The organism is Shewanella sp. 10N.286.45.A1 (genome assembly GCF_041470405.1).
In the GTDB taxonomy this organism is placed as follows: domain Bacteria; phylum Pseudomonadota; class Gammaproteobacteria; order Enterobacterales; family Shewanellaceae; genus Shewanella.
Genome location: NZ_JBFRMK010000211.1, coordinates 13,397 through 27,876, shown reverse-complemented (window position 1 = coordinate 27,876; position 14,480 = coordinate 13,397). Strand labels below are relative to the sequence as shown.

The following is a 14,480-nucleotide window of genomic DNA, read 5'->3' as shown; positions in this document are numbered from 1 at the left end:
TCTGGCATCCTGCTCCGCTTTTGATAATTGCTCTTGCATTATTCAACCTTCGACCATCCTTGGTCTCGTACCTCCTAAATCTGACTGCCAAAGGAGGCCGGAATGTCTTATTTTGTATGGAAAAAAATAGCCCATTTAGTCGTATATCGAATGCCACATGCGCTATATAAAGTGATTTCCCCATGCCTTAAATATCAGCCGCACTTTATGAGCGTCTGAGGACTTTGACTGCTACGTTGCATTGTCTCAAAAGGGAATAACCATTTCTTGCTCAATGCGCCTTGAATTGAAAGCTTTGAACTGAGCATATCCTTAATGGAATTGGTATTATTCTGACCAGAAATAAGTTAGTGCCTTTTATCACTTGTGAAGGCATAAGTCCTACCCAAGGATTGTAGCGTTGAAGCGCACTTTTTCATCATCCTTTAAATAAAAGTGATTTCATCAATGGGAGATTGAATTCAAAGGCTGCGATGTTTATGATTCGATGCTCTCTACCAAGTCTCAATACACTGTCTAACCCCAATAATAATTTGTGTATAGCCTAGCTTAAAAAGGAAAATCGATGAACGCTGTTGAACACTATCCAATAGGTACACCTGGCCAGAAATGGAACGACACCGATAAGTCTGCTTGGCTTGCTTTACAGTCTGTTAAACGCTCTTACAAGGAGCAAGTATTAACAAAAGTGTTGGCTTTGGGTGAAAAGTTCACGCTAGAGCAGTATGGCGCTTTGTCTGTTGATGCGGCGAAGTATCCGTTGTACGCAGTAAAGAGTAATCACTGGCAGGCTGATAAACCAATTATTTTGGTAACGGGCGGGGTTCATGGTTACGAGACCAGCGGCGTGCAAGGTGCAATTCGCTTTATGGAAACCAAAGCGCAAGCCTATGCAGAGCATTTTAATATAGTGCTTATTCCCTGCGTGAGTCCATGGGGATATGAGACTATAAATCGCTGGAATCCAAGTGCGATTGACCCTAATCGTTCTTTTTATGCAGATAGCCCAGCCGAAGAGTCAGCGGCACTATTGGCTTACCTTGCACCGATTAATGAGCAGATTTTTGCTCATATTGATCTACACGAAACCACTGATACTGATAATAGTGAATTTAGACCAGCACTCGCTGCTCGCGATGCAAGCGTGCATGATAATTGGAATATCCCAGATGGCTTCTATCTGGTGGGGGACACCATTAACCCACAAATGGCATTCCAAAAAGCCATCATTACTGAAGTTGAGCAAGTCACTCATATTGCGCCTGCTGATGAAAGCGGTAAGCTCATTGGCGTTGAACTCGCACAGTTTGGAGTGATAAATTATGCCACAAAGGCATTAGACTTATGTGCTGGGCTGAGTGGTGCTAAATACGTAACTACCACAGAAGTTTACCCAGATAGCCCGTTAGTGGATGATGAAAACTGCATTATTGCTCAAGTAGCAGCAATAACTGGCGGCTTGGATTACCTACAGACTTTGTAACTTATCCCACTAAGTAGAATATCGCCTCTAGTGTTAATTAGAGGCGATAGCAGTATTATTTTATGCTGTAACTTAAGCTTTCATGATTCAATTCTTGTGCTTTAGGTCGGTTTTTTAACAGAAACTACTGGTAATTGTATCCCCGCTCAAAATAATCTGTAAAAAATTCCAACTCCAATTCAAACAATGAGCCCGTTAATTAAGCGCTTACTAAAGCATGGGTTGTATTGTGCTGATTTTGTTTTAAACAATCATCATTAAATCATTCATTTAACTGGTACTTCCGTACCTAAAATTTGTCTTGAACGCTTATTTTCTAATCGTTAGGTTGGCGAAAGAGCTCAGTTCTCTGACCTCATAAAGAACATTCAAACAATAACAATAGAGATAAAGAAATGAAGATCTTAAAACAATTCACCTTGCTGGTGTTGGTCGCAATAAGCCCCTTTGTACACAGTGCAACAGGGGTCGCTTTTATACATGGAACAGGCCATCAGACTGATGCGCTTAATGATTATTGGAGTTCAGAGTTTGTTGATACTGTTAGGCAAGGAATTACCGAACCTGATAATTACGTCGTGATCAATTGTGACTTCGACCAATACATGTGGGAACAAACTGCAGCGGGCTGCCTAGCCCAGCAATTATCAAGCTTCATTAGTGACAAGCAGATAGACTCACTAACTATGATCACTCAAACGGTGGCAATGTCGTGCGCTGGATTTTATCTAATCCAACTTGGGATAGCCGTTATCCAAACATTATTAATGTCACTAATCGAGTGGTTGCCTTAGCTCCCTCTAGTGGCGGTACGCCTTTAGCGGATGCAGTGAATCAAGGGAATGTTTTTGAAACTTCACTGGGTTGGTTACTTGGGTATGGCAGCAATGCTGTTAAACAACAGCAAGTGAGCTGGATGCAGCATTATAATAACACTTGGCTACACGGGACTACGGGTCGACCTGTGCTTAGAAGTCCTTTTGAAGTGGTTGTTGGCTCTGATGTTGATTCGGCTATTTGGGATGGTGATAGTTACTGCGCGGGTTATCAGTATCAAGTTGCCTTAGAAACCACACAAAACTGGCTAGATGATTGCTCGGATGGTTTCTTAGAGTGCAGCTCGCAAAGCGCTGCGGGAACTGTTTGGTTTACTGATAAACAGCGCACCGCTGGGCGAGAACCACTCAGTCATCAGCAAAGCCGACGTGCTTGCTTTAACCTTCATCGTATCATTCGCGATCATATCTAGGAGCCACTAATGAACAGATTAACAACGACTTTGGTGGCTATCACCGCTGGATTTATCTTTACTGGCTGTCAAAGTGAAGAGCAACAAAATCCACAGTTAGAGCAGAGTATACAAGTTATCAATAAACAGTTTTCATTGGCAGCAGTTCAAGCTGGCGATATTACTGTTGCTAATATTCAAGCACCTTCTTTGGATGCGATTAACAACAGTAAAGATCCGATTAGTTTTGTTAATTCAACACCCAGCCAACAAGCCTTAGTAATACCACAAGCAAATTCAAATAGTGAAAGTGATGAGTTTTGGATGACAGTCTCAGGTGCTGAACTTAACAAAGGCGTTAAGCTTGCGATAAGCCAACCTTCCAGTATTATCCGGATTGCGCCAAGAGCTGATAATCGTTCAGGCGCTATGATGCAAAGCCAATCGATATCACCTCAGCAACTTCGATTACAAAAGGTGGGTGATAAAACAGATAGCACAGCGTCTTACATACAATCGTTAACAGATGCTGATGCGCTTGCAACGGCAGGCCTTGATGACAACTCAAGTGCGTTGACATTATCGAGTAGCGCAACTGCCGGAACCTATAAGCTTACAGTGGCGCAATCCCTGCCTAAAAATGGCCAATACCTGGTAAATGTTAAAGAGAAAGGCTCACCTTACAAGCTAAAGCTGTCGACTAACAATCGTATCTCTAGTGATAAGCCAAACGTGCTTTTTACTTTGCAGCTCAGTAATAGTCAAACCGCGTTGCAGCCACAAGCCAGTTTAAAGCACGCCGACGGTAATATTCAGTCTTTAGCGGTAGAGCAGGTGAATGGCCAGTGGCAGGCAACGTTGCCGTCTGTATCTAACATGCCTTCGAGCAATGCAGGCTTGAGTGAGATCCAGGTTAATGTGCAAACTCAAGTGAATGGTCAAGCGCTTTATAGAACGGTCAAAACGGCAGTTAAGCAGTATGTCCCGAGTGGGAAATTAAGCAATCACGTTGACAGTCAGTGGCATGATGGATTGCCGTCACAGCTAACTTTTGCCGTTGAGCTACAACAAGAGGGTCGCTTTGGTGTTAATGCAGCATTAACAGGCACAGACTCAGCGGGCAATGACATACTCATTTTGACTAGTCAATCAGCAGCTTGGCTAACGCCTGAGTCATCGACAATATCTCTGAATTTTGATACCGATACCATTGAAAGCTCTGGCCTTAAAGCCCCCTTTAAACTCAAGGGACTAGAGCTGCTTGATCAAGGGCAGATGGCGAGGTTAAGTTATCAGCAACAAGCATTAACCTTGAGTCTATAGTCGATTAAGGTTCAAAAATAAGCGTGCCTAACTAGGCGCGCTTTTTACTTTGCCAACAATAGCGAAACTCTTATGATAATCTAGGCTGGAAATGACTATTTCCATAATTAAATTTGTACAACTAGATCTTTAATAACATATATATATGAATAAGAGTACTTCAATGATAGAACGCAGTTATACCCTTATTGAGCAGGTGCCTAGTGCTGAAGATTTCGTTCGTCTTCGCATCATCAGCGGCTTGACACCTCGGCCATTAGCGGCTGCTAAGCAGGCATTACCCAATAGCCTTTATGGCGTACAAATCTGTATTGCAGAGCAAACCATTGCTATGGGGCGCGTCGTGGGTGATGGAGCGTTAAACTTTGATATTGTTGATGTGGCAGTCGATCCTGTCTATCAAGGGCAGGGCTTTGGTCGGCTTATTATGCAAAGCATTATGGATTACCTTGATAAAACGGCTTTTAAAGGTGCTTACATCACCTTGATGGCAGATGTTCCAGCGCTATATACAAAGTTTGGTTTTAAGTTAAGCCGACCAGCAAGCGAAGGTATGTACATTATTAAATAACCGCTAATTTTACCTGAGGTCAGTCTAATCTAACTTTCAGACGCGATTACCGCTTTTATGCCGTGGGAGTGAACCTTGATACATAAACCGTCTTTTTTAAAGGCTATGGTTGGATTAGCTAAGCGCTCTTTATCTCCTTTTGGTGAACTCATTTTCACCTTTACTTCGCTCTTACCTGCCAGTACCGGCTTGAGACTTGGTAGTGCTGCTAACAGATCTTCGCTGAGAGTTTCACACTCTGTAGCATCAGATTTTAAAACCAACTCAATATGTTCCCAACCTTCTACCGGATAGCGCTTCTCACCTGGAAAGGGCAGTTCGACACATTCGATAGTCATATCACCAAGTCGCAAAGGCTGGTTTAGCTCAACAATTAAAATCGGACGGCCGTTGATCATGTTGTTTGAGATAATTGTGCCATGCTCTGCGAACTCAAGTTGTAACTGCTGCGCAGCTTGGGTGCTATTGACTCGTAGCGCTGTGTGGTCGCATTCCAGTGCCAGTTTATCCAATCCAAGCTCGCTCATAAACTGAATAATAGATTGGCTAAAGGCTGGCCAACTGCTGGTTAGTTGCTCATAAGTCATTAATTTTTCTCTGCTGGAGCCCGCTTTTAAACGGGCCTACTTTTATATTTAAAGTTTTTATTTAAAGTTTTTATTTCAAGAGGTGTGGAGCGTTATGGCCAGATCTCGATTGGGGTGCCTTCATCAATCGCGCGCCAAAGCTCATCCATCTCTGCATTGGTTACGGCTATACAGCCGTCAGTCCAATTGTACTGCTGAGCCTCTATTGGACTCAGGCTGGAATTAGGGTTTTCACCATGGATCATGATTTGACCACCGGGCTCTATGCCAAGTGCATTGGCGCGTAAGCGATCTTCATCATTAGGATAAGAGATGTGAATAGAACGGTAATAAGCACTGTCTGACTTTTTATAGTCCAGTAAGTAACGTCCTTCAGGAGTGCGTTGATCGCCTTCTGTGAGTTTATGGCCAACCGGGTTATCACCCATGGCAATGCGGTAAGACTTTAACACTTTGCCTTCGCGTAGCAGCGACAAACTTGATTCTGATTTGGTGACGACAACCAAATCAGCTTTACCACTGGCATGAGCTAAGTTCGTTTGGAAAACGCTTAATACTAGAAGTAATGAAACAATTGTTGAGAAGAAAACCCGCATTTACAACCCTGAGCCTAATGCCCTTAGCATGTAGAAATTAGGCCTATGTTACCTCAAAATCTGGTGATTGTTGACGTACAAGCTTAAGATTATTTTTGAGCTCTGCTTGTTTGCGTGTCACACTATTCATATCACCTAATTTAATACCTTGATAATTCAGCTTATGTCAGATGAATTATCAAGCGGCTTCACAGCAAGGAACGGCGCTATAGATGGCAACAGAAACCGACTCGGAAAGCTTATTTAAACTTAAACTTCGCCGAATAATCTTTGGAACAGACACTCCTGCAGGTCGCTTCTTCGATATCAGTTTAATCGTTTGCATTATTCTAAGCGTCATGTTGGTCTTTTTAGATACTGTTGCTCATATTCATCAGCAGTACGGTGAAATCATCGTTGTATTAGAGTGGTGCTTCACCATTATATTTACTGTGGAATACCTACTGCGCTTATATTGCTCAGCGAAACCGCTGGAATATGCTAAGAGTTTTTATGGGGTGGTCGATCTGCTTTCAGTGCTGCCTACATATTTGGCTTTAGTTTTCCCTGGCGCCAATTTTACTATGGTTATCAGGGTATTAAGGCTATTTAGAATCTTTAGAGTCTTCAAGTTGTTACGTTATTTAAGCGAAGGGAATCTGTTGCTTCGAGCGATGATGCAATCGAGCCGAAAAGTATTTATCTTTTTCTTTTCAGTCAGTTTAATCGTCGTGGTGTTAAGCTCTATTATGTATGTTGTTGAAGGGCCTAATAATGGTTTCTCATCAATCCCTAAGTCTATCTACTGGACGATAGTGACGATTACGACTGTAGGTTATGGTGATATCACCCCTGGAACAAATTTAGGCCAAGCTATTGCCGCATTTACTATGTTGCTTGGCTATTCGATTATCGCTATTCCCACAGGCATTTTAACTGCTGAGATCTCACAAGAGATTGGCAAACACAAAGATTTACGCCGTTGTAGTAATTGCTTAAAAGTAGGTCACGAAACCAATGCGTTGTACTGCGATAAATGTGGCAGTGAGTTGGAAACCGATATTTAGTGCTGGTTTGAATGACATAATAAGTATGTACTCTCCGTCTTTATAATGTTGCACATGCATTTAATATGCAGCTTAGTTAGTCAAATGGATTACGAGGTTTTATGGCTGTTGCCAAGTTTGTACAAGGATCGATACTGCGCCATATCTTGGTGATGAGTTCAACAGCTGCTGTAGGGATCTCAGCGCTATTTGTAGTTGACCTGCTAGATATCTTTTTCCTCAGTTTATTAGGTGAACAAGAGCTTGCCGCTGCTGTCGGTTATGCCGGCACTATCTCTTTTTTTACGACCTCGATTGGTATTGGTTTATCGATAGCGCTTGGTGCATTGGTATCACGCTCCATTGGTGCTAAAGAGGTAGAAAAAGCCAAGCGATTACTACTTAATAGCGCTGTGGTGACATTACTGATCAGTATTGTGGTCGCGGTTATTATATTTTTGTTTATACCTGAGTTGTTATCGCTGGTGGGGGCTACAGGCAAAACCGCAGAGTTAGCGGCTGGTTATCTGTATATTTTAGTCCCTTCATTACCCCTTATTTGTTTGGCAATGGCGCTAGGTAGCGCATTACGAGCGGTGGGTGATGCCAAGCTGTCAATGGTATCAACATTGATTGGTGGCGGTGTTAATGCGGTTTTTGACCCTATATTTATCTTTATGTTTGCCATGGGGATTGAAGGGGCGGCAGTCGCTTCAGTATTGGCACGTCTAGCAGTATTTGTGGTGGCTGCCAGAGGAGTCATTGTTAAGCACAAACTGTTTGGCCGTTTTAACTTAGATCATTTCATTGCCGATCTAAGCCCTATTTTTGCAATCGCTGGCCCTGCGATGTTAACCAATGTCGCCACCCCAATTGGAAACGCCGTTGTAACACGTGCTATTGCTGATTTTGGCGATAGTTATGTTGCTGGTTGGGCGGTGCTAGGCCGCTTAATTCCTGTCTCTTTTGGTATGATATTCGCGTTATCTGGCGCAGTGGGTCCCATTGTGGGGCAGAACTATGGTGCTCAGGAGTTTGGTCGAGTAAAAGAGTCACTTACCCGGGCGATACAATTTTGTAGTGTTTATGTGTTGGTGGTCTCGATTTTGCTATTTCTAACCCGCAATCAGATTGTGAGTGTGTTTGATATGCAGGGCGATGCTGCAGAGCTTATCCTGTTCTTCTGTAGCTATATTGCAGTGTTTTTCATTTTCTCTGGCGTATTATTTGTTGCAAATGCCTCATTCAATAACTTAGGAAAAGCTAAATATTCGACACTGTTTAATGTCGGAAAAGCCACCGTTGGTACTATCCCTTTTGTGTATTTTGGCGCGCAATGGGGTGGGGTTTACGGGGTACTTATTGGCCAAGCTATAGGGTCTATCATCTTTGGAGTATTAGGCGTAGTAGTGGCTTATCGCTTAGTGGAAAAGGTAAGAGGTCAGTTTGTAATCGAGAGTACTGTACAAGCTGTACCAGCGACAGAAACTGAAGCCGCGAGTGAGTTTGATGAAGAGCTTAGCTTGAGTAGCCAAAACCCGATGTCATCATCGTGTGCCAATATGGCGATGGTGACTGAAGAGCAAGATTGTGAAGCTAGTAATGAAATTGCTGAGCTTATCGGTGTAAAAGGCGAAGAGTCGTCAACCAAATAAGCCCAACAAAATATGGCTAATTAGCTAGCGGGTGCACTGTCTGTGTCACTCGCTTGCGCATCAACTTCAGTTGCTGCTTCATTCTGTTTAGCTAACTCTTCAGCGGCAAGCTTTGCTTGTTGCTCCGCACGCTCAGCCTTAGATACGTATTTTTTGATCGTAGGCGGAGTATGCTTATTAAGACGAGCTTTAGCACGCTTAGCCGACAATTTGATCATTTTCTGTTTTCTGTTCATGGGTTCTCTACGATAACGTCAATCTAAGATAAGTTTAGCGCAATAGGCGCTGAGCTTGAAATCGGAAGCGGATTTTACCCTAAAGCGCCTCGTGATGCCACCGTACTCATTTGATTTCAATTCGATGAGCTTTCACCTAATTGCAATTACCTAATACACTCTACCCTTATGCTCGATTCAACAGCTTCAAAGAATCGTGATCTAACTCGCTAGTTGTAGATTAAAGTTAACCTAGAGGCTGATTTATTGTTAGGCTCCTCTTTTACCTATTAGCCTGAGGGCAGTATGCAAACCATCACCTTTTTTCAACGATTTGAAGCAGACATTCTAGCAGGCAAAAAGACCATTACTTTGCGAGATCAGAGCGAGTCTTATTTTAAGGCCGGGCAAATAGTGCATGTGGCTAATTTGGAAACGAGCCACTGTTATGGTCAGCTTGAAATATTGTCGGTGGCTTGGGTTAAGTTTGACGAGCTTAATCAGCTTCATGCCGAGCAGGAGAATATGACGCTTGTAGAACTCAAAACCCTAATCAGAGAGATTTATCCTGAAATAGAGCAACTTTATCAAATCAATTTCAAACTGCTGTAGCAGTGATGCTTTCACAGCTATTCGAAAGCATGGTTTTCGAATAACGATAAACCATGCAAAAGCTGTGTTGAGCAAGTAGACTTAGTGTTATTCAAGTGAATAACACTAAGTCTGATGTAATGACAGAACCAGCAAATCAAACAGAAACAGCAACTCAAGTTAGAGAGGCGCTACTTTGCGCTGCTCGAGTATGTTTTCTCTCCTCGAATTACGACAAGGTTAGTATCCGCCAAATTGCCGACGAAGCAGGCGTAAATATGGCAATGATCCGTTACTATTTTGGTAACAAGTTAGGCCTGTTTGAGGCCATGATGATTGAGCATTTAAAGCCGGTGATTGAGCGCAGTAAGCTAGTTCGCACAGCCGATACCAAATCGATAATGGCAGACATCATCAATGATTTTCATCAAACGATGAGTGCCACTCCCGAGTTTCCACGCTTTTTGTTTAGATTGATGAACTCTGAAGGTTCGATGGAAGTTAAAGCGGTGGTATTTAAACTCTTTACCCCTTTGGCTAACTTGATCCCGATGCCTAAACCGTTACTCGAAAAATGTACCGGCACCGACCCCATGTTAGTCAAAATGTCTATGATGAGCTTGATGGTGTTTCCTTACATCATTCCTGCACCAATGGCTGAGTTACATAGCTTTAAACTCGACAGTGACTTTTACACAAAATTGACGCAACACAACATAAAACTGCTAGAGCAAGGGTTATTTGGAGAGCAAGACTGATGGATATGATTAAAGGTAAGCGTTGGTATTTTTTTCCGGCAATGGCAGTGGGCGTAGTCACTTTATTTGCAGTGATATCATTTAAGGGGCATCCGCCGCTAGAAGAGATGTCTGAGCAGAGTAAGCTGGTGGACGTTGTGCCACTTAATCAAAGCTCGGTAATCGCCCAGGTTGATGCGTTTGGCCGTGTTGCGCCAAAAGTTCAATGGCAATTACTCCCTGAAGTGGGCGGTAAAATTATTTACAAACACCCAGATTTAGCCGTCGGAAAAATGCTACCGGAAGGCACGCTGCTATTATCGATTGATCCACTTGACTATCAAATTCGTCTCGCCCAAGCACAGGCTGATAGAAAAGCGTTGGAAGGGCAACTGCAAGGTAAAGCACTGCAGCTAGAAAACCTTAAGTTATCACTCGATATTGAAACTAACCGCTATGAATTGGTTAAGTCTGATCTAAAGCGCAAAGAGACGCTACGAAAGAAAAATCTCATTTCCCAGTCAGAGCTTGATGGTGAACGGCAAAATGTATTGGCACAGAAACAGAAGATCCAAGATCTCAATAACAGTCTCAATCTAATGCCGAACGAGACTGATGTATTGCAGGCCCAGCTATTACAAGCTGTTTCAAGGGAAGAGGAAGCACAAAGCCAACTCGATAAAACTGAGATCCGCCAACCATTTGAAGGACGGGTATCTGAAGTCAACGTAGAAAATAATCAAGTGGTGGCACCACAGCAAGTGCTAGCAAGAATTAACGGCACTGAGATCATGGAAGTGGAAGCACAGCTATCTTTAGCTGATCTGATGACCTTAATGAAAACCGTTGATAAGCCAGCTATTTTTGACAAGCAACTGCCCAACGCAGAAGCACTCGGTTTAACCGCCGAAGTCACTCTTAAAAGTGCTGCATATGTGTTTAAGTGGCCAGCTAAAATAAGCCGTATCGGTGAAACCGTTGATCCAACTCTGGCGACAGTGAGCGTGGTACTGCAGGTCGAACAGCAATATCGAGAACTTAAAATTGGTCAGGCACCGCCTTTAGTTAACGGCATGTTTGTCAGTGCCCGCATTAAGGGGAATGCTAAAGATTACTGGATGGTGCCAGAGCGTGCACTTCATGGCGATCAGTTGTACCTGATGGACAGCGACAATAGCTTGCAGCTCATCAAGGTACAGGTGCTGTTTCGCCAAGAGGGGCAAGCTGCAGTGCAGGGCGAACTTCATGACAATATGCAGTTGGTACTGACCGATATTATCCCTGCGGTCACGGGCATGGCTTTACGGAGTCAAATTGATAGCGTAGATGCCAGTGCTGACAATAAGGGGCTAACACAGTGATCGCCTTTTTTGTTCGTCACCCTACAGCAACGAATCTATTGATGTTGGCGTTGATCATATTGGGTATCAAAGCGTTACCTGAGCTTAAGCGGGAAACCTTTCCTGAATTCTCACCAAGCTATATTAGCGCTCGGGTGGTATTGCCTGGCGCGTCACCGCAAGATGTTGAAGAGAACCTTTGTCTGCGTATGGAAGATGCTGTTGATAGCTTAGGCAGTATTATCGAAACCAAATGTGATGCGCTTGAGGGCGTGGCACAGATGACCCTCAAGCTTGATGATAAAGCGGATCTGGGACGAAACCTTGTCGACGTACAGACTAAAATCTCTGCGATTAAAGATTTTCCTGCTGAAATAGAACCTCCTATTGTTGAGGAGCTGGATTTTAATGAACCGATCATCGATATCGCACTCTCTGCAGCAACCAGCAAACCAGAACTTAAAGCCTATGCGGAAGATTTTAAACGACGCTTAAAGCTTGATACCAGTATTCGTCAGGTTGAGATTGCAGGCTTTTCTCAACATCAATTGTTGGTAGAGATCTCGCTTGATGCACTCAAACGTTTAGGCATGAGTGTGGCTGATGTTGCCACTCAGATTGAGCAGCAAAATGTGCAGTTACCTAGTGGTACCTTGGAAACTGCCAGCAAGAATATCCTAATTAGATTCGATCAACGAGAAGTCGAAGCTGACAAGCTCGCCAATATCGTTATCCGCTCCAATGCTGAAGGTGGCGTGGTGCGCCTGCGTGATGTGGCTAAGTTGACTGATAGGTTCGAACTCGACGAAGACCATGTTCGTTTTGATGGTGAACCCGCGGCGATATTGACGGTGTTTAAAAATAAATCTCAAGACTCTTTGCGTCTCAAAGAGGAAGTGATTGGGTTTTTAGATGCAGAAAAACTGCGTACGCCAGATGGGGTGAGCATTAGCACCTCTAATGATATGAGTTCACTGTTGTGGGATCGACTCACCATGCTGATAAAGAATGGTTGGCAAGGGGTGTTACTCGTATTTCTTTGTATGTGGCTGTTCTTTAGTTTTCGTTACTCTTTTTGGGTTGCTATGGGCTTACCTGTTGCATTCATGGGTAGCTTGTTTTTTATGGCTCAAGTTGGCTTAACCATTAATATCATGACATTAGTGGCATTTTTGATGGCTATCGGCATCATGATGGATGATGCGATTGTTATTGCAGAGTCAATAGCATCGCACATCGAGCGCGGTTTAGATAAAACAGAAGCGGTGATCCAAGGCGTCAAACGGGTGTTGCCAGGCGTCGTATCGTCCTTTTTAACGACAGTGTTTATCTTCTCAAGTATCGCCTTTATGGAAGGCGATATGGGGAAAGTACTTAGGGTGGTGCCGCAAACTTTGCTGTTGATCCTAACCGTGAGTTTGGTTGAAGCCTTTTTGATATTACCTAATCACTTAGCTCATGCAGCTCAAGGCAAAGAGCGAAAAACCAGTCGTTTCAAAGCAGAATTTAATCGCCGCTTTGAACATTTTAGAACGGTCAATCTTGTTGCAGCAGTCGAGTGGGTGATTGCATGGCGTTACGCCTTTATGGGAGCTGTTATCAGCCTATTGCTGCTATCTGTCTCTCTTGCCGCTGGTGGCGTGGTTAAGTTTATTGGCTTTCCTGAACTCGATGGAGATGTGGTTGAAGCGCGGGTAATATTACCTCCTGGTTCGACTTTATCCCAAACAGAGCATGTTGTTGAAAAAATCGTTAGTGCTGCTAAGTTACTCAATGATAAATACAGCAAAGATGAAGATGGTGAGCAGTTGATCCAACATATCACTGAGCGGTTTAATTTTAATGCCGATGCCAATGAGACAGGCGCTCATGTTGCTACGGTAAAAGTTGATCTTCTGAGTGCTGAAATACGGCAAACACTGCTTAATACTTTTATCCGTGAATGGGAGGAAACGGTTGGTGAACTGGTTGACCCTATTGCGATTGTGTACAAGCAGCCCTCTATGGGACCGGCTGGCAGGGCGATAGATATCCGCTTACGCGGTGACGACCTGCACCAATTGAAGGCGGCATCGATTGATGTTCAGCAGTATATCAGTGGCTTTAACGGTGTGTCTGGCGTGATGGACAGTATGCGACCAGGCAAGTCTGAGATTTTGATGACCTTAAAACCTGGCGCAGAAGCCTATGGCGTTAACGGTATGATGTTGGCGAGCCAATTACGCGGTGCTTATTTCCACCAAACGGCAGATTACATTCAAGTAGGCCCTGAGAGTATTCAGATTGACGTGCAACTTGATAAAAGTGATGCGGCTAAGCTTGAGAATTTGGCTAACTTCCCAATAACCTTGGGCGCTTCAGGTGATCAAGTACCATTATCTGCAGTGGCTGATTTTGCTTGGCAGCGTAATTACGTCAAAATCTCACGGCTTGATGGTATGCGTTTTGTCACCATCACTGGTGAAGTCGATACTCACTTAGCCAATGCTGGTGAGATTAATACTGCATTTAAAGAGGAGTTACTACCCGATCTAATAAAGCGTTATCCAGGAGTTAGAGTCAGCTTTGAAGGTGAGGTGAAAGAGAATGCAACGACTCAAAGCTCAATGGTGTCAGGCTTTATTTTGGGGCTGTTAGGCGTGTTCGCTATTTTGAGCTTGCAGTTTAAGAGCTACTTAGAACCACTCATAGTGATGGCGGTGATCCCTCTGGGGCTAATTGGCGTGTTCTGGGGGCACTTATTGCTTGGGTTCTCGATGAGTATGCCATCGATAATGGGTTTTATCGCGCTGTCTGGGGTAGTGGTTAATGACTCAATACTATTGGTGCAATATATTCGCTTTCATGTGGATGAGGGGCAGACTGTTCATCAAGCGGTAGTGAGCGCCAGTAAAGAGCGCTTTAGAGCGGTCTTTATTACCTCTTTGACCACTGCGGCGGGTATGTTACCGCTGTTGCTCGAAACCAGTATACAAGCGCAGGTGCTACAACCACTGGTGATATCTATGGTATTTGGTATCTTTGCCTCAACCGCGTTAGTGCTATTTATGGTGCCAGCTTGTTACGCTATTTTAGAGGATTTTGGTAAGGTAAGTTTTGGTGCTAAAGAGAGTGGGCTACCTGCTTAAT

The 14,480-nt window shown here is 43.6% G+C and carries 12 protein-coding genes and 1 pseudogene; 10 read left to right on the top strand and 3 right to left on the bottom strand.

The window, feature by feature from the left end; translation table 11 throughout:
• Positions 1-565: 565 nt before the first annotated feature.
• From AB4238_RS15625 to AB4238_RS15610, 4 genes and pseudogenes are all read left to right on the top strand, one after another.
• The gene (locus AB4238_RS15625) at positions 566-1,483 is read left to right on the top strand and encodes a M14 family metallocarboxypeptidase (protein WP_372034261.1); all 918 of its coding nucleotides are present in this window, start codon (positions 566-568) and stop codon (positions 1,481-1,483) included.
• A 395-nt stretch (positions 1,484-1,878) separates the two neighbouring features.
• Positions 1,879-2,732 (top strand): annotated as a pseudogene (locus AB4238_RS15620) (hypothetical protein).
• A 9-nt stretch (positions 2,733-2,741) separates the two neighbouring features.
• Complete coding sequence (locus AB4238_RS15615; RefSeq protein ID WP_372034260.1) at positions 2,742-4,034, top strand: DUF4785 domain-containing protein; 1,293 nt, start codon at positions 2,742-2,744, stop codon at positions 4,032-4,034.
• 163 nt (positions 4,035-4,197) lie between these two features.
• A complete protein-coding gene (locus AB4238_RS15610; RefSeq protein WP_372034259.1) occupies positions 4,198-4,605 on the top strand; it encodes a GNAT family N-acetyltransferase in 408 nt (135 codons plus the stop codon).
• A 29-nt stretch (positions 4,606-4,634) separates the two neighbouring features.
• Here the strand turns inward: AB4238_RS15610 and AB4238_RS15605 are convergent, their stop codons facing one another.
• Complete coding sequence (locus tag AB4238_RS15605; protein WP_372034258.1) at positions 4,635-5,192, bottom strand: VOC family protein; 558 nt, start codon at positions 5,190-5,192, stop codon at positions 4,635-4,637.
• A gap of 92 nt (positions 5,193-5,284) precedes the next feature.
• The gene (locus AB4238_RS15600; protein WP_372034257.1) at positions 5,285-5,788 is read right to left on the bottom strand and encodes a murein L,D-transpeptidase family protein; all 504 of its coding nucleotides are present in this window, start codon (positions 5,786-5,788) and stop codon (positions 5,285-5,287) included.
• Between the two features lie 212 nt (positions 5,789-6,000).
• Between AB4238_RS15600 and AB4238_RS15595 the strand changes: the two genes are divergently transcribed.
• Positions 6,001-6,834: an ion transporter gene (locus AB4238_RS15595; RefSeq protein ID WP_372034256.1), complete on the top strand. Its 834-nt coding sequence runs from the start codon at positions 6,001-6,003 to the stop codon at positions 6,832-6,834.
• 101 nt (positions 6,835-6,935) lie between these two features.
• A complete protein-coding gene (locus AB4238_RS15590) occupies positions 6,936-8,468 on the top strand; it encodes an MATE family efflux transporter (RefSeq protein WP_372034255.1) in 1,533 nt (510 codons plus the stop codon).
• Positions 8,469-8,488: 20 nt separating this feature from the next.
• Here the strand turns inward: AB4238_RS15590 and AB4238_RS15585 are convergent, their stop codons facing one another.
• Positions 8,489-8,704 carry a DUF2986 domain-containing protein gene (locus tag AB4238_RS15585; protein WP_248975305.1) on the bottom strand — a complete coding sequence of 72 codons (216 nt, stop codon included), beginning with the start codon at positions 8,702-8,704 and terminating at the stop codon, positions 8,489-8,491.
• 285 nt (positions 8,705-8,989) lie between these two features.
• Here AB4238_RS15585 and yqfB point away from each other — a divergent pair, with 285 nt between their 5' ends.
• The 4 genes from yqfB to AB4238_RS15565 all read left to right on the top strand — a co-directional run bounded on the left by yqfB (position 8,990) and on the right by AB4238_RS15565 (position 14,479).
• Entirely contained in the window at positions 8,990-9,295 is a 306-nt protein-coding gene (gene yqfB, locus AB4238_RS15580; RefSeq protein ID WP_372034254.1) for a N(4)-acetylcytidine aminohydrolase, read from the top strand.
• 119 nt (positions 9,296-9,414) lie between these two features.
• Entirely contained in the window at positions 9,415-10,032 is a 618-nt protein-coding gene (locus tag AB4238_RS15575) for a TetR/AcrR family transcriptional regulator (protein WP_372034253.1), read from the top strand.
• Positions 10,032-11,372, top strand: a complete 1,341-nt coding sequence (locus AB4238_RS15570) for an efflux RND transporter periplasmic adaptor subunit (RefSeq protein ID WP_372034252.1) — start codon at positions 10,032-10,034, stop codon at positions 11,370-11,372. The genes AB4238_RS15575 and AB4238_RS15570 overlap by 1 nt, the downstream gene beginning before the upstream one ends.
• Positions 11,369-14,479 (top strand): efflux RND transporter permease subunit, encoded by a 3,111-nt coding sequence (locus tag AB4238_RS15565; RefSeq protein ID WP_372034251.1) that lies wholly within the window; start codon positions 11,369-11,371, stop codon positions 14,477-14,479. Before AB4238_RS15570 ends, AB4238_RS15565 begins: the two co-directional genes overlap by 4 nt.
• Position 14,480 lies beyond the last annotated feature (1 nt).

Coding starts and splice junctions, on each gene's coding strand:
- AB4238_RS15625 (WP_372034261.1), top strand. CDS start 566: ATGAACGCTGTTGAACACTATCCAATAGGTACACCTGGCCAGAAATGG.
- AB4238_RS15615 (WP_372034260.1), top strand. CDS start 2,742: ATGAACAGATTAACAACGACTTTGGTGGCTATCACCGCTGGATTTATC.
- AB4238_RS15610 (WP_372034259.1), top strand. CDS start 4,198: ATGATAGAACGCAGTTATACCCTTATTGAGCAGGTGCCTAGTGCTGAA.
- AB4238_RS15605 (WP_372034258.1), bottom strand. CDS start 5,192: ATGACTTATGAGCAACTAACCAGCAGTTGGCCAGCCTTTAGCCAATCT.
- AB4238_RS15600 (WP_372034257.1), bottom strand. CDS start 5,788: ATGCGGGTTTTCTTCTCAACAATTGTTTCATTACTTCTAGTATTAAGC.
- AB4238_RS15595 (WP_372034256.1), top strand. CDS start 6,001: ATGGCAACAGAAACCGACTCGGAAAGCTTATTTAAACTTAAACTTCGC.
- AB4238_RS15590 (WP_372034255.1), top strand. CDS start 6,936: ATGGCTGTTGCCAAGTTTGTACAAGGATCGATACTGCGCCATATCTTG.
- AB4238_RS15585 (WP_248975305.1), bottom strand. CDS start 8,704: ATGAACAGAAAACAGAAAATGATCAAATTGTCGGCTAAGCGTGCTAAA.
- yqfB (WP_372034254.1), top strand. CDS start 8,990: ATGCAAACCATCACCTTTTTTCAACGATTTGAAGCAGACATTCTAGCA.
- AB4238_RS15575 (WP_372034253.1), top strand. CDS start 9,415: ATGACAGAACCAGCAAATCAAACAGAAACAGCAACTCAAGTTAGAGAG.
- AB4238_RS15570 (WP_372034252.1), top strand. CDS start 10,032: ATGGATATGATTAAAGGTAAGCGTTGGTATTTTTTTCCGGCAATGGCA.